Genomic DNA, 15,104 nt, shown 5'->3' on the forward strand with positions numbered 1-15,104 from the left:
GGCCCTGGCGGAGATGCAGGAGTTTTTCGACGTCACCCCGCAAGACCTCGAACAACTGATTCACGCCAGCGAAGCCCACGCCCGCCGGCGCAGCATCGGCGAAGTGCTGGCCCCCAGACTCTGACCAGACGCCATCGTGGTATGCCGGGCAACCTGTAGCCGCTGCCGCAGGCTGCGCTGGCCATCACCACCGCCGCAGCGGCCGTGTCGGTTACGGCCATCGTGTGATTACAAAGGCGACCACCGCTGGGACCAGTCGTTGTCGCCGGCGATGACCTCGCGCAGCACGTCGAAGGCCTGTTGCAACTCGACGGAGTCGCGCTCGCGGGCATACAGCAGGTAGGTCGGGAAGCTGAATTCCGGGGCTTTTTCCACCCGTTCCAGCACGCCGCTGTCGAGGTAGCTCTGCACCACCCGGGTCCGGAAGTAGCCGCTGCCACCGCCCTCAAGGATGAATTGCAACGCCAGCGGCCCGAGGTTGAAGCCCACCGCGGCCTTGGCCTGATCCGGCAGCGCCGCGTCGTGCTGACGCCGGAAATCATCGCCCCAGTCGATATACACATAAGGCTCGGGCTGGCCGGCTAGACGCACCTGGATCAGTTTTTCCTCCAGCAACTGCTCGACCTGCAAGCCCGGCCAGTACACCGGCTGATACACCAGCGCAGCATCCAGCACGCCCATCTCCAGTTGCCGCTGCAGGCTCGCGCCGTCTCCCACCTGGCTGCGGATCGCGTGGCTGGGAATCGCCAGGCGCAGGCGTCGCACCCAGTTCAGCATCAGCGGGTTGCACAGGCTGATTTCGCCGCCGATGTGCAGCACATTGCGATACCCCTCCAGCAACGGCAGGTCGCGCCGGGCGGCTTCCCAGGTCTGCAGCAACTGGTTGGCGTAGACAATGAAGGCTTCGCCGTCGGGCGTCAGCCGGGCCCCGGCACGATTGCGCACGAACAGCTTGCAGTTGAGCTGGCTTTCGAGGTTCTGCACCCGGGCGCTGATGGCGGTCTGGGTCAGGTGCAGATGCTCGGCGGCGGCCACCAGGCTGCCGCTGCGGACGATTTGCAAAAAGGTGCGGGCCAGCTCGATATCCATGGTGCCTCGGACACAAAAGTCGAGCGCCATTGTAGCGGCGCTCGCCCGCCCGCGCTGCAGCGGTGTTGCTCAGGCTGCCGACAGCTGCTGCTGCGGCACCGCCAGGCTCACCGCTCGTACCGAGCTGCCGGCGTTCAAGCCCAGGCTGGCGGCAGTGCTGGCGGCGACAATCAGGGTGCCGGCCGCCACCCGGGCCGGGGCTGCGGTAATCCGGCAGTCGGCGAACTGGCGATTGTGGATCAGGTAGGGTTCGGCCTGCTCGCCCGGCGTACCGATGCTCAGTTGCAGCACCTGGCTGTCACGCACCGCACGAATCTCGCCGGTGGCGCACTCGATCAGCGGCCCGCCGTCGAAAATATCGATGTAGTCCTTGAAGCCGAAACCCTCGGACTTGAGCATGCCCAGGGCCGGCTCGGTGTTGGGGTGGACGCGGCCGATCACCGAGCGCGCCTCCTGGGGCAACAGGCAGGTGGGCAGCGGGAACTTGGGCATCAACTCGGCAATAAACGTCTTGTTGCCCAGGCCGGTCAGGTAGTCGGCGTCGGCAAAATCCATCTTGAAAAAATGCCGGCCCAGGCCCTCCCAGAACGGTGAGACGCCCTCTTCATCCGAGAACCCGCGCATCTCGGCGATCACCTTGTCGCCGAAATGCTCGCGGAACTCCGCCAGGAACAAAAACCGCGCCTTGGACAACAGGCGCCCATTAAGGCCGCTGCGGTGGTTGGCGTGAAGAAACAGCGAGCACAGCTCCGAATGCCCGGTCATGTCGTTGCCCAGGAACAGGGTCGGCAGTTGCTGGTTGATCCCCAGGTCCTTGGACGCCGCCACAAACAATCCCAGGCGGTAGTTGTACCAGGGCTCACGCAGGCCCACGGCCCCGGCCAGGGCACAGATCCCCAAGGCCTCGCCGTTTTCACCTTCGAGCACGAACAGGTAGTCGGCATCGGCGCGTTCGGCTTGCCCGGCAAAGGTCTTTTCAGCCCACTCCAGGCGCTGGCGCAAGCGCCCGGCATCTGCCGGCAAGGTGGTCAGGCCGGTTCCGGCGCTGTGGGCCAGGGTCAACAAGGCCGGCAGGTCGGCCAATGTAGCGGGACGCACGATCATCGCGATTGCTCCAGAGGGGTGGCACGTTTGGGTAGATAGACTTCGGCCAGCATGCAGCGCGCGCTGCCGCCGCCAATGCGTTCGATGGTGTCGATGTTCACCGGCAGCGGTCGGGCATGGCGCTCTACCAGTCGCCGCTGCTCGCCATCCAGGGACTGCCAGGCGGTGCGCGACATCACCAGCAGCGGCTCGCCGGTGCGGGTGTGCACCTCCAGCATGTTGCCGGCGAAGGACTCCAGCTGATCCCAGCTCAAGGCCATGACCTGTTTCCCGCTGTCTTCGAGACGGCTGTGCAAGGCCCGGCGCTCGCCCAAATCGCGCACCGATTCCAGGCACGCCACGGCCAGGCGGGTGCCGACGCTCATCATTACATTGGTGTGGTAGATCGCCACGCCCTGGCGGTCGACGGCGCTGAAGGCGCACAACTCATAGCCCAGGTGCTGGATCAACTGATCCAGGGCCCGGGCATGGGTACGGGTGGAATAGCCGGCGTAGCAAATCCGCCGTTCGCGGTCCAGGACCATGCTGCCGGTGCCTTCGAGGAAGATTTCCTGCTGCTCCAGGCTCGACAGGTCGAGCAGTTGTTCGACCTGATAGGCATCGCGCAAGCGCTCGAGCACACCTTTATCGCGCTCCAGGCGCCGGTTATGGCCCTGCATCGGGTACAGCACCAGGGTGCCGTCGGGGTGGCTGCTCCAGCAGTTGTTGGGGAAGATCGAGTCCGGCGTGTGCGGCGCCTCGGCGTCGTCATGCACCATGACCTCCACCCCCTCGGCGCGCAACGCCGCGACATAGCCGTCGAACTCTTGCAGGGCCTGGCGCTGCACATCTTCGGCGACTGCCGCGGGGCGCTGGAAGCGGTTGTTGGCGGCGGTGTCCTGATTGAAGGAGAAACGTGTCGGGCGAATCATCAAAACGGTATTGGTGGTTTGCATGGGCACAGCATCAATGAGGGTTGAGAGGCGCTCATTGTCGGGCTCGGAGCCGGAAAAACCCGGCTGATAAGGCCGGGGGCGATGCCGGAAATGGCTGAAAGCGCGCCGGCGTGCAGCCGATTCGGCGGCGCCGAAAAACGCGGCCCGTAGCCGCTGCCGCCAGGCTGCGCTGGCCGTCGCAGGCGCCGTGGAATATCAGGTCAGAGTGCGATGTTGCAGAGGGCCCGCATCCGAATGAGGTCCGGGCCTGGGGGCAGCGACTAATAAGCGGGCGGTGCTGGGATCAGCTGGAGTTGCGGTGTTGCGAAGGGCCATACAGGCGAGACAGGCGCTGGAATGTTGCGTGACTGCGTGGGCGCGGGCGCTGCCTTGCGGCAGCGACCACGGGGTCACTCCATGGTGGTCTTGACCATCGCCAGTTCGGGGTGGCTGACCAGTTTGTCGATGTGCAGATCGGGGTCGTCGAACCAGACTTCAGTGAGCACCCGGTAATGCTCCATGTCGCGGCAGCGCATGCGCAGGCTGTAGTCGAAGGCGCCGCTGATCAACCGGCATTCGAGCACCTGGGGGCAGGCGCGGACTTTGGCTTCGAAGGCCTTCTGCGCGGCGCGCCCGCTCTGGTTGGACAACGCCACCAGTACCAGCAACGACAACCCCGGGGTCAGCTTTTTCTCGTCGAGAATCGCGCCGTAGCCGCGGATCACTCCGAGTTGTTCGAGCTTGCGCACCCGTTCCAGGCATGGCCTGGGAGTCAGGTGCACGCGTTCGGAGAGTTTCTGGTAGGTGATGCGCCCTTCGTGGCGCAGCACCTCGATGATCGCCTGATCGATCCGATCAAGCACGATCGACAGGTCGCGGATGTCCGCCATGGGTGTTTTCCCTCACTTCAAACGGCCGGATAAAAATTGCTGCAAACGTTCACTTTGTGGCTGGTCGAGGATCTGTGCATCGCCCTGTTCCTCGACCCGTCCTTGATGCAAAAACAACACCTGGCTCGACACCTGCCGGGCAAAGCCCATTTCGTGGGTGACCATCAACATGGTACGCCCCTCCTCGGCCAGGGCCTGGATCACCTTGAGCACCTCTCCCACCAGTTCCGGGTCGAGCGCCGAGGTCGGCTCGTCGAACAACAGGATCTCCGGTTCCACCGCCAGCGCCCGGGCAATCGCCACGCGCTGTTGCTGGCCACCGGAGAGAAACGCCGGATACTGCTCGGCGACCCGCTGCGGCAGGCCGACCTTGTCCAGGTAGGCCCGGGCGCTCTGTTCGGCGTCCTTGCGGCTGACGCCCAACACCCGGCACGGCGCGAGGGTGATGTTTTCCAGTACGGTCAGGTGGCTCCACAGGTTGAAGTGCTGGAACACCATGGCCAGCCGCGTGCGCAAGCGCTGCAACTGGGCCGGGCTGGCCACCCGCATGCCGCCGGGGGCCGCGCGGGTGGCGATACGCTCGCCATCCAGCTCGATGCTGCCCTCGTCGGCCCGCTCCAGAAAGTTGATGCAACGCAGCATGGTGCTTTTACCGGAGCCGCTGGCACCGATCATGCTCACCACGTCGCCTGCGCGCGCCTTCAACGAGACGCCCTTGAGCACCTCGTTGTCACCAAATCGCTTGTAGAGATTTTCAACGGTCAGTTTGTACATGGGCTACTCCTGAAGCGCCCGCCCGCCGGCTGGCACTTCACACAAAAATAAGGGCAGGTCGACACGCACCGCACAGGGTCAGTGCGCGGGCCCGAGAAAGTTCAGCCAGCGGCGCTCGGCCAGGCGAAAGGCCCCCACCAGGCCGAATGACAGGGCCAGGTAGAGCAAGCCGGCAATGCCGAATGCCTGGAAGGTCATAAAGGTCGCGGCATTGGCGTCACGGGCGATTTTCAGGATGTCGGGGATGGTCGCGGTGAACGCCACGGAGGTCGCGTGCAGCATCAGGATCACTTCGTTGCTGTAGAACGGCAGGGCCCGGCGCAGCGCCGAAGGCAGGATCAGCCGCAGGTACAGGCGCCAGCCGCTCAGGCCATAGGCATGGGCGGCCTCGATCTCACCGTAGGGAATGCTGCGAATCGCCCCGGCGAAAATCTCCACGGTGTAGGCGCAGGTATTGAGGGTGAATGCGAGCAAGGTGCAGTTCATCGCATCGCGAAAAAACCCTTCGAGCAGCGGCTGGGCCCGCACGGCGGCGATGCCGTAGATGCCGCTGTAGCAGATCAGCAGCTGGATATACAACGGCGTCCCGCGAAACACATAGGTGAACAGCTGCACCGGCCAGCGCAGCAGCGCCCAGCGCGAAGTACGCATGATCGCCAGCGGCAGCGACAGGACAAAGCCCATGGCGATGCTCGCCACCAGCAGCCACAGGGTCATGGCCAGCCCGGTCAGGCCTTCGCCATCACTGAACAGAAAGGCTTTCCAGTATTCCTGAATCAGTTCGATCATCGCGACATCCCTCGTACGCCCTGGTTGTAACGCCGCTCAAGCACCCGCAGCAGGTAGTTGGAAGCACTGGTGATCAGCAAGTACAGGGCGCCGGCCAGCAACAGGAAATCCAGCATATTGAAGGTGCTCTTGCCGGCTTCCTGAGCCACTTTGACCAGGTCCGACAGACCGATGATCGACACCAGGGCGGTGGCCTTGAGCAGCACCAGCCAGTTGTTGCCCAGGCTCGGCAAGGCAAAGCGCATCATTTGCGGGAAGACCACGTGCCGGAAGCGTTGCCAGCGATTGAGACCAAAAGCCGCGGCGGCTTCCTGCTGGCCCCGGGGCACGCTGAGAATCGCCCCGCGAAAGGTCTCGGTGAAGTACGCACCATAGATAAAGCCCAGGGTGATGATGCCGGCCACGAACGGATCGATCTCCATGAACGGCCAGCCCATGAACTCGGTGAGGCTGCTGAGCCAGCCCTGCAGGCTGTAGAAGATCAGCAGCATCAGCACCAGGTCCGGCACGCCGCGAATCAGCGTGGTGTAGAGGGTCGCCGGCACGTTCAGCAGGCGCAGCGGCGAAAGCTTGGCCGCCGCGCCCAGCAGGCCCAGGAGCATGCTCACCAGCAGCGCCAGTGCCGACAGTTTCAGAGTGACCCAGGTGCCGTGCAGCAACAGCGGGCCATAGCCCTGCAGGGCCCCGAGATCGAGACCGAAAAGATTGAGGAAGGTATTCACGCCAGTCACCTTTGATGCGCCACAGCCCTACGCGGCGCCGCATCGCACGGCGCCGGGCAGGGTTCGCGGATCAGTTGTTGTAGAGGTCCAGATCACCGAAGTGCTTCTGCTGGATCTGGGCGTAGATGCCCTTCTCGTGCAGGGCCTTGATCGCGGCGTTGAGCATGCCCTTGAGTTCGTCCTGGTCCTTGCGCAGGCCAATGGCGATTTCCGACGGCACCAACGGGTCGCTGATGCCCTCGCTGTTCTGGAAGTCAGCGCCCTGGGGCGATGTCAGGAAGCTCATCTGCGCTTGTAGTTTGTCCTGAATCGAGGCGTCCAGACGGCCGTACACCAGATCGGCGTAAACCTGGTCCTGATTCTGATAGGCACGCAACTTGACCCCGGCCGGACCGAGCTTGGCCTTGGCGTAGGTTTCCTGGATGGTGCCCTGCATGTAGCCCAGGGTCTTGCCCTTGAGCGACTCGCCGGTCGGCAGCAGGCCCGAGTCCTTGCGGGTGACGATGGCGGTCGGCCCGGCATACAGGCGGTCGGTGAAGTCGATCTGTTTGCGCCGTGCATCGGTGACCGTCATCGACGACTCGATGGCGTCGAATTTGCCAGCCTTGAGGGCCGGGATCAGGCCGTCGAAGTCATTGCTGACCCACACGCACTTGAGCTTGAGCTCGGCGCAGATGGCATTGCCCAGGTCGACGCCGAAGCCCTGCACGCCGCCATCGGCGGTGGTCGATTCAAACGGCGGATAGCTGGGGTTGACGCCGAATCGCAGTTCTTTCCATTCCTTGGCGCTGGCACCGGTCGCGCACAACGCCAACGCCAGTGCAGGCAAAGCCAGCCATTTATTGTTCATCTTCAGAGTCCCGGAGTATTTGGATTTATCGCGGCCGGCGCAGGCACCGAACCACACTTTTCGACAGGGGCAGAGAGTTATTGCGAGGTCCATCGCAGGGGTGTCTTATTGTTGTTTTCGACCGGCAGTCACCGGTCGTCGAACGTGTCGTCCGTCCTCAGTCACCACCTGGGTGCGCTGTAACGGACCGCCAGAATGCCAATAGCCGGGGTCGGCCAGGTGTCGTAAGGCCCCGCCCAGACAGCCGAACCATGCTGAACACAGCCGTCTGACAGCCGATTCTGTCGTCATGGCTCAGGATTGGGCTTGTAAATCAATAATGCGTCGCTTTTTGTACCCTGCGAAGCGCAAGCCCGGTCGCGGGTTGCGGGCTTACCCATAAGGTAAAAATGCACAGGCAACCTGCAGTTATCCCGGTTGTACTTGGCAAATTTGCACTGTTACGATCCGCCATCGCTCGCGCGCGAGCGTCCTATAAAGAACAATAAAAGCAGGGAGTTAGTGATGACTGCTCAGGTTTCATCCCAGGCGACACGGGACATCGACAGCACGTGCAATGAAGTGCTGGTCGAGGTCCGCAACCACATCGGCCACCTGACCCTCAACCGCCCCGCCGGTCTCAACGCCATCACCCTGCAGATGGTGCGCACCTTGCAGCAGCAACTCGATGCCTGGGCCCAGGACCCGCAAGTGCACGCGGTGGTCTTGCGCGGCGCAGGGGAAAAAGCCTTTTGTGCCGGCGGCGATATCCGCTCGCTGTACGACAGCTTCAAGAATGGCCAGACCCTGCACCAGGACTTCTTCGTCGAGGAATACGCCCTGGACCTGACGATCCACCACTACCGCAAGCCGGTGCTGGCGCTGATGGACGGCTTTGTCCTGGGCGGCGGCATGGGTCTGGTGCAAGGCGCCGATCTGCGGGTGGTCACCGAACGCAGCCGTCTGGCGATGCCGGAAGTGGCCATCGGTTACTTCCCCGACGTCGGCGGCAGTTACTTCCTGTCGCGCATTCCCGGGGAACTGGGCTTGTACCTGGGCGTGAGCGGCGTGCAGATTCGCGCCGCCGATGCCCTGTACTGCGGGCTTGCCGACTGGCACCTGGACAGCGACCGACTGGGCCTGCTTGACCAGCGCCTCGACCACCTGCAATGGAGCGATATGCCGCTCAAGGACCTGCAAGGGGTGCTGGCCAAGCTCGGTGTGCAACAACTGCCGGATGCGCCGCTGGCCGCCCTGCGCCCGGCCATCGACCATTACTTCGCCCTGCCCGACGTGCCGAGCATCGTCGAGCAACTGCGCGAGGTCAGCCTCGGCGACAGCCGCGAATGGGCCCACGCCACCGCCGACCTGCTGGAGAGCCGCTCGCCCCTGGCCATGGCCGTGACCCTGGAGATGCTGCGCCGCGGACGCCACCTGAGCCTGGAACATTGCTTCGCCCTGGAGCTGCACCTGGACCGTCAGTGGTTCGAGCGCGGCGACCTGATCGAAGGCGTGCGCGCCTTGCTGATCGACAAAGACAAGACGCCGCGCTGGAACCCACCGACCCTGCAGGCGCTCGACGCCGGGCACGTGGCGAGTTTCTTCAGCGGCTTCGACACCAGCGGGAGCTGAGCCATGCACGACATTGAACTGACCGAAGAACAAGTGATGATCCGCGACATGGCCCGGGATTTTGCCCGCGGTGAAATCGCCCCCCACGCCCAGGCCTGGGAAAAAGCCGGCTGGATCGACGACGCCCTGGTGGCGAAGATGGGCGAACTGGGCCTGTTGGGCATGGTGGTGCCCGAGGAATGGGGTGGCACTTACGTCGACTACGTGGCTTATGCCCTGGCGGTCGAAGAAATCTCCGCTGGCGACGGCGCCACCGGTGCACTGATGAGCATCCACAACTCGGTGGGCTGCGGGCCGATCCTCAATTACGGCAGCGAAGCGCAAAAACAGACCTGGCTCGCGCAACTGGCCAGCGGCCAGAGCATTGGCTGCTTTTGCCTGACCGAGCCCCAGGCCGGCTCCGAAGCGCACAACCTGCGCACCCGCGCCGAACTGCGCGACGGCCAGTGGGTGATCAACGGTGCCAAGCAGTTCGTCAGCAATGGCAAGCGCGCCAAGCTGGCCATCGTCTTTGCGGTGACCGACCCCGAACTGGGCAAGAAAGGCCTGTCGGCGTTCCTGGTGCCCACCGACACCCCAGGGTTTATCGTCGACCGCACCGAACACAAAATGGGCATTCGCGCCTCCGACACCTGCGCGGTAACCCTCAACAACTGCACCATCCCCGAAGCCAACCTGCTGGGCGAACGGGGCAAGGGCCTGGCCATTGCCCTGTCCAACCTTGAAGGCGGCCGCATCGGCATTGCCGCCCAGGCCCTGGGCATCGCCCGCGCCGCCTTTGAAGCCGCCCTGGCCTACTCCCGCGACCGGGTGCAGTTCGACAAGCCGATCATCGAGCATCAGAGCATCGCCAATATGCTGGCCGACATGCAGACCCGCCTCAACGCGGCGCGCCTGCTGATCCTGCACGCCGCGCGTCTGCGCAGCGCCGGCAAGCCGTGCCTGTCGGAAGCGTCCCAGGCCAAGTTGTTCGCCTCGGAAATCGCCGAGAAAGTCTGCTCCTCGGCGATGCAGATCCATGGCGGCTACGGGTACCTGGAGGACTATCCGGTGGAGCGCTACTACCGCGATGCACGGATTACCCAGATCTACGAAGGCTCGAGCGAGATTCAACGCATGCTGATTGCCCGGGAGTTGAAGCACTACCAGTTGTAATCAGTACTCCTTGATGCAAAAAAATCGCAGCCATGGCTGCGATTTTTCATGGTGACTGGCCTCCATCCAGCGCTCAAAGCGCCTTCAGTCAAGCGTCCACGGGCCAGGTGCCACGGCCTGACACGGTCAGCGTCATTGGCGCGACGGCGGTTACCTGTCTGCTTGACGGGTCGATATCACGCTGAGGTCTTGCGTGAGCGTGAAGTGGCAATGACAGCCCCCGTGATGATCAACACCGCGGGGATTATCAGGATCGGTTTGGCGTCGCTTTGTCCCACGGCAATCAGCAGCAGCGTGGAGAACAATGGCGCCAGGTAAGACAAGGCCCCCAGCATCGCCAGGTTGCCGTGCTTGGTGGCGTGATCCCAGGCAAAAAAAGCCAGGCCCACCGGGCCCAGCCCCAGGGCGATAATCGCCGCCCATTGGGCCGCTTCAGCGCTTGACCGTGGTTTCGAAAGCCAGGTGGCAGAGCAACCCGGCGACCGCTACCAAGCCGCAGACACCACCGATGATGCTGCTCGGGACATCGCTGAAACGTCGGTTGACGACCGAATAAATCGACCAGACCCAGGCGCAGGCAAAGGCAGCGGCATAGCCGATGACCGGCACCGCCACGCTTTCACTGTGGGCGCGCTGTTGCATGATGAAGGCTGTTCCCCCGAGACCGAGCAAGGCGCCCAGCAGTTGGCGCTTACTCAGGGACTCGCCGCTTGAAAAGCTCGACAGCAGCACGATCAGAAGCGGCCACAGGTAGGCGATAAGGCTCGCTTCAGCAGCGGGCGCGACCTTCAGGGCAAAGAAATACAAGGCGTGGTAGACGAAAATCCCGGCGAACCCGGTTGCCCACACATACCAGGGCTGGCGCCAACTGCTGAACCCGCCCGTGCCGCGCAGGCCGAGCGTACACAGGCTGGCCAGGAAGGCGACAGCGAAGCTCGATGCCAGCAACTGAAACGGCGGGATACCTGCGGTCAAGGTGGTCAGCAGCGCCAGGCACGCCCATAGAAACACTGCAATCACCCCAATCAACGTGGCGCCTGCGGCACCCTTGACGATGGTGATGGAAGGATTGGAAGTGTTCATGCAAGCCCCGTCTGCGGATGATCCTCATCAGGGGACAATAGAAAGGTTGCAGGGCTTCGTATTGATAGAGGCTGCCGAAAATTTGTTCGGGGCTGCCGTTTTCAGTGCTCGCGCGCTTGTTTACGCACCGAGGCGGGGGTCAGGTTGCGGGCTTTTTTCAGGGCGTGGGTCAGCGCACTCTGGTCGGCATAACCCGCACGATGGGCAATCTCAATGATCGATAACGAGGTCTGGCGCAGCAGGTCGATGGCCAGGTTCAGGCGCAGCATCGCGATATGGGCAAACGGGGTTGTTTTCAGGTGCTGGCCGAACAGGACATAGAGGCGCCGTTCGCTGGTGCCTGCATTTCGGGCGATATCACGCACCGTCATGGGGGTGCTCAGATGCCGCTCAATATAGGCCTGCGCCCTGGCGAGGATGAATTGCCCGGGATGGTTCGGAGCAACATCGGGCTGCAACAAGGAGCACAGCAGCAATCGGCTCCATGGCTCGACCATCCCAGGCGAACTGATTAACCCTGCCCCGTTGCTGCTCGCGTAATCCAGCAGATGCCGGATATCGGGCCTGACTGCAAAAAAGCGTTTGTCGCTCAGTGGCTCAAGTAATGGCGCAGCGCTTTTCGGCCCTTGAGCCCCCTGGGTCAGCACGTCCAGTACCAGGAAGCTATTGCAGCGGTTGGCCAGGAAGGTATGGCGGGCGCCCGCGGCGATTACCACCCCCTGGCTCCCATCGACTTTGCCACCTCGTCCATCGACCTCAATGTCCATCGAACCGGACTGGGGCAGGACGATTTGATGAAAGTCGTGTTCGTGAAGCTCCACCTGACCGGAATAGGAGCGCACGGCCAAAGAGAACGATTGGGGGGCGGTAGCGCTCATCAATGACTCTCCTCGTATTCGCACCTGAAGGTCTTCAGCACTGCCCACCGCCTAGCCACAAACGCTCAAGTCCGGGGCTGGCCTGTCCCCGGCTTGAGCGGTGACGCGAGGTTACTGGTCCTTGAACTCAGGCGTGCGCTTGGCAATAAACGCCGCCATGCCTTCCTTCTGGTCCTGGGTGGCGAACGCCGCGTGGAATACCCGGCGCTCGAAGCGTACTCCTTCGGAGAGGCTGACTTCAAAGGCGCGGTTGACGCTTTCCTTGATCATCATGCTGATCGGCACTGACTTGCCGGCGATCAGGGTGGCGACTTTCAGGGCTTCATCCAGCAGTTCATCAGCAGGCACGATGCGCGCGACGATGCCGCAACGTTCGGCTTCCACGGCGTCGATAAAGCGTCCGGTCAGGCACATTTCCATGGCCTTGGCCTTGCCCACGGCGCGGGTCAGGCGCTGGGTGCCGCCCATGCCCGGCAGCACGCCGAGGTTGATTTCCGGCTGGCCGAACTTAGCGTTGTCGCCGGCCAGGATGAAGTCGCACATCAGCGCCAGTTCACAGCCACCGCCCAGGGCGAACCCGTTGACCGCGGCGATGATCGGCTTGCGCCGGTTGGCCACGCGGTCGCTGTCGCTGAACAGGTCGTCGAGGTAGATCTGCGGGTAGCTCAGCTCGGCCATTTCCTTGATGTCGGCGCCGGCGGCAAAGGCTTTTTTCGAGCCGGTGAGCACGATGCAGCCGATTTCCGGGTTGGCCTCCAGGCTGTCCAGGGCCTGGTTCAGTTCGCTGACGATCTGCGCGTTGAGCGCGTTCAGCGCCTGCGGACGGTTGAGAGTGATCAGGCCGACGCGGCCCTGGACGTCCAGCAGAATCGTTTCGTAACTCATGAAGCAGCTCCTTCTCAAAGATTGCGCGAAATGACCATGCGCTGAATATCACTGGTGCCTTCGTAGATCTGGCAAACCCGCACGTCGCGGTAGATGCGCTCCAGCGGAAAGTCGCTCAGGTAACCGTAACCGCCCAGGGTTTGCAATGCCGAGGAGCAGACTTTCTCGGCCATTTCAGACGCGAACAGCTTGGCCATCGAAGCCTCGACCAGGGCCGGCTTGCCGCTGTCGCGCAGGGCGGCGGCGTAATGCACCATCTGCCGCGCGACGGCGATCTGGGTGGCCATGTCCGCCAGGCGGAAAGCCACCGCCTGGTGCTCGATGATCGGGTTGCCGAAGCTGTCCCGTTCCCGGGCGTAATCCCGGGCCGCCTCGAAGGCGGCGCGGGCCATGCCCACCGATTGCGAGGCAATGCCCACGCGCCCGCCTTCGAGGTTGGCCAGGGCGATGCGATAACCCTCGCCCTCCTCGCCCAGGCGGTTGGCCACTGGCACCTGCACGTCTTCAAACAGAATCTGGCAGGTGTCGGAGGCATGCTGGCCGAGTTTGTCCTCGACCCGCGCCACCTTATAGCCCGGCGAGTTGGTGGGCACGATAAAGGCACTGATCCCGCGCTTGCCCGCCGTCGGATCGGTGACCGCGAACACAATCACCACCCCGGCGTTCTGCCCGGACGTGATGAACTGCTTGCAGCCGTTGAGCACGTAGTGATCGCCCTCCAGCCGGGCCCGGGTTTTCAGGCTGCTGGCATCGGAGCCGGCCTGGGGTTCGGTAAGGGCGAAGGCGCCGAGCATGGCCCCGCTGGCCAGGGGCTTGAGAAAACGCTCCTTCTGCTCATCGTTGCCAAACTTGAGGATCGGCACGCAACCCACCGAGTTGTGCACGCTCATGATGGTCGAGCAGGCACCGTCGCCGGCAGCGATTTCTTCCAGGGCCATGGCATAGGCCAGGTAGCCGGTGTCGCAACCGCCCCACTGCTCGGGCACCAGCATGCCGAAAAAGCCCAGCTCGGCCATCTCGCCGATGGCCTCCTTGGGGAAACGGTGTTCGCGATCCCACTCGGCGGCGAACGGTTTCAGCCGTTCCTGGGCAAATTGCCGGGCCGCTTCGCTGATCTGCAGTTGTTCGTCATTGGGCAACATGGCACTTCCTCAATACAGGCATTCAACGGCCATGGCCGTGGCCTCACCGCCGCCGATGCAGATGGCCGCCACCCCGTGCTTCAGGTTTTTCTGGCGCAGGGCCGACAGCAGGGTCACCAGGATCCGCGCACCCGAGGCACCGATCGGGTGGCCCAGGGCGCAGGCGCCGCCGTGCACGTTGACCTTGTCGTGGGGGATTTCCAGCTTGCTCATGGTGACCAGGCTGACCACGGCAAAGGCTTCGTTGATTTCAAACAGGTCGACCTGATCCAGGGACCAGCCGGTTTTCTGCATCAGTTTCTTGATCGCACCCACCGGGGCTACCGGGAACAGCCCCGGGGTGTCGGCAAATGCCGCGTGGCCGTGAATCACCGCCAACGGCTTGAGCCCGAGTTTCTGCGCCTGGGAGCGACGCATCAGCAGCAGGGCCGCCGCGCCGTCGGAGATAGAACTGGAGTTGGCGGCGGTAACCGTGCCCCCGTCGCGGAACGCCGGTTTCAGCGAGGCGATCTTGTCCAGCTTGGCCTTGGGCGGCTGTTCGTCGTTGCTGATCAGCACCTGCTCTTTGCCGACGGTGACGTTCAGCGGCACGATCTCGGCCTTGAAGCTGCCATCCTGGATCGCCTGTTGCGCGCGGGTGGTGGAGGCAATGGCGAAGGCGTCCTGGGCTTCACGGCTGAAGCCGTGCTCCTGGGCGCAGTCCTCGGCAAAGGTGCCCATCAGCCGGCCCTTGTCGTAGGCGTCCTCCAGGCCATCGAGGAACATATGGTCGATGACCCGGCCGTGGCCCATGCGGTAGCCGCTGCGGGCGCGGTCCAGCAGGTACGGCGCGTTGGACATGCTTTCCATGCCCCCGGCCACCACCACCTCGGCGCTGCCGGCCACGAGCATGTCGTGGGCCAGGATCGCGGCCTCCATGCCCGAACCGCACATTTTGTTCAGGGTGGTGCAGCGCGTGGCTTTATCCAGCCCCGCGCCCAGGGCAGCCTGGCGCGCCGGAGCCTGGCCGAGGCCGGCCGGCAGCACGCAGCCGAACAGCACTTCGTCGACCGTGTCGCTGGCCACGCCGGCGCGTTCCACGGCTGCACGGATGGCCGCGGCGCCCAGTTGCGGAGCTGTCAGGCCCTTGAGTTCACCTTGAAAGCCGCCCATGGGGGTGCGGACGGCGCTGACGATAACAATGGGATCCTGGGAGGTATTCATGGGGCAATCTCCTGC

General features: G+C 63.6%; 14 protein-coding genes and 2 pseudogenes. 3 read left to right on the top strand and 13 right to left on the bottom strand.

Annotated features, from left to right (window positions below):
- A pseudogene (locus MF4836_RS34800) lies at positions 1 to 124 on the top strand (HPP family protein); the annotation flags it as partial.
- A 104-nt stretch (positions 125 to 228) separates the two neighbouring features.
- Here the strand turns inward: MF4836_RS34800 and MF4836_RS29810 are convergent.
- From MF4836_RS29810 to MF4836_RS29845, 8 genes are all read right to left on the bottom strand, one after another.
- Positions 229 to 1,089: a LysR family transcriptional regulator gene (locus MF4836_RS29810; protein WP_078473375.1), complete on the bottom strand. Its 861-nt coding sequence runs from the start codon at positions 1,087 to 1,089 to the stop codon at positions 229 to 231.
- Between the two features lie 69 nt (positions 1,090 to 1,158).
- Positions 1,159 to 2,193: an arginine N-succinyltransferase gene (gene astA / locus MF4836_RS29815; RefSeq protein WP_078473376.1), complete on the bottom strand. Its 1,035-nt coding sequence runs from the start codon at positions 2,191 to 2,193 to the stop codon at positions 1,159 to 1,161.
- Entirely contained in the window at positions 2,190 to 3,128 is a 939-nt protein-coding gene (gene ctlX / locus MF4836_RS29820; protein WP_078473377.1) for a citrulline utilization hydrolase CtlX, read from the bottom strand. The genes astA and ctlX overlap by 4 nt, the downstream gene beginning before the upstream one ends.
- Positions 3,129 to 3,517: 389 nt before the next feature.
- Positions 3,518 to 3,997, bottom strand: coding sequence for an Lrp/AsnC family transcriptional regulator (locus tag MF4836_RS29825; RefSeq protein WP_007974731.1), 480 nt, complete (start codon positions 3,995 to 3,997; stop codon positions 3,518 to 3,520).
- A gap of 12 nt (positions 3,998 to 4,009) precedes the next feature.
- Complete coding sequence (locus MF4836_RS29830) at positions 4,010 to 4,771, bottom strand: ABC transporter ATP-binding protein (RefSeq protein WP_078473378.1); 762 nt, start codon at positions 4,769 to 4,771, stop codon at positions 4,010 to 4,012.
- 78 nt (positions 4,772 to 4,849) lie between these two features.
- Positions 4,850 to 5,560 (bottom strand): ABC transporter permease, encoded by a 711-nt coding sequence (locus MF4836_RS29835; protein WP_078473379.1) that lies wholly within the window; start codon positions 5,558 to 5,560, stop codon positions 4,850 to 4,852.
- Positions 5,557 to 6,282 (bottom strand): ABC transporter permease, encoded by a 726-nt coding sequence (locus MF4836_RS29840; RefSeq protein ID WP_078473380.1) that lies wholly within the window; start codon positions 6,280 to 6,282, stop codon positions 5,557 to 5,559. The genes MF4836_RS29835 and MF4836_RS29840 overlap by 4 nt, the downstream gene beginning before the upstream one ends.
- A gap of 70 nt (positions 6,283 to 6,352) precedes the next feature.
- On the bottom strand, positions 6,353 to 7,132 hold the full coding sequence (locus MF4836_RS29845) for a transporter substrate-binding domain-containing protein (protein WP_078473381.1): 780 nt from the start codon (positions 7,130 to 7,132) through the stop codon (positions 6,353 to 6,355).
- A gap of 504 nt (positions 7,133 to 7,636) precedes the next feature.
- On the opposite strand from MF4836_RS29845, the gene MF4836_RS29850 reads away from it, so the two are divergent.
- Both MF4836_RS29850 and MF4836_RS29855 read left to right on the top strand, forming a co-directional pair.
- Entirely contained in the window at positions 7,637 to 8,743 is a 1,107-nt protein-coding gene (locus MF4836_RS29850; protein ID WP_078473382.1) for an enoyl-CoA hydratase/isomerase family protein, read from the top strand.
- 3 nt (positions 8,744 to 8,746) lie between these two features.
- A complete protein-coding gene (locus MF4836_RS29855; protein WP_020297898.1) occupies positions 8,747 to 9,898 on the top strand; it encodes an acyl-CoA dehydrogenase family protein in 1,152 nt (383 codons plus the stop codon).
- A 176-nt stretch (positions 9,899 to 10,074) separates the two neighbouring features.
- Here MF4836_RS29855 and yddG read toward each other — a convergent pair.
- From yddG to MF4836_RS29880, 5 genes and pseudogenes are all read right to left on the bottom strand, one after another.
- A pseudogene (gene yddG / locus MF4836_RS29860) lies at positions 10,075 to 10,981 on the bottom strand (aromatic amino acid exporter YddG).
- A 101-nt stretch (positions 10,982 to 11,082) separates the two neighbouring features.
- Entirely contained in the window at positions 11,083 to 11,859 is a 777-nt protein-coding gene (locus MF4836_RS29865; protein WP_078473383.1) for a helix-turn-helix domain-containing protein, read from the bottom strand.
- Between the two features lie 111 nt (positions 11,860 to 11,970).
- On the bottom strand, positions 11,971 to 12,744 hold the full coding sequence (locus MF4836_RS29870) for an enoyl-CoA hydratase (RefSeq protein WP_078473384.1): 774 nt from the start codon (positions 12,742 to 12,744) through the stop codon (positions 11,971 to 11,973).
- A 14-nt stretch (positions 12,745 to 12,758) separates the two neighbouring features.
- A complete protein-coding gene (locus MF4836_RS29875; protein ID WP_078473385.1) occupies positions 12,759 to 13,886 on the bottom strand; it encodes an acyl-CoA dehydrogenase in 1,128 nt (375 codons plus the stop codon).
- 9 nt (positions 13,887 to 13,895) lie between these two features.
- On the bottom strand, positions 13,896 to 15,089 hold the full coding sequence (locus MF4836_RS29880; RefSeq protein WP_078473386.1) for an acetyl-CoA C-acyltransferase: 1,194 nt from the start codon (positions 15,087 to 15,089) through the stop codon (positions 13,896 to 13,898).
- Between the last annotated feature and the right edge of the window lie 15 nt (positions 15,090 to 15,104).

Source organism: Pseudomonas sp. MF4836, assembly GCF_002018875.1.
In the GTDB taxonomy this organism is placed as follows: Bacteria; Pseudomonadota; Gammaproteobacteria; order Pseudomonadales; family Pseudomonadaceae; genus Aquipseudomonas.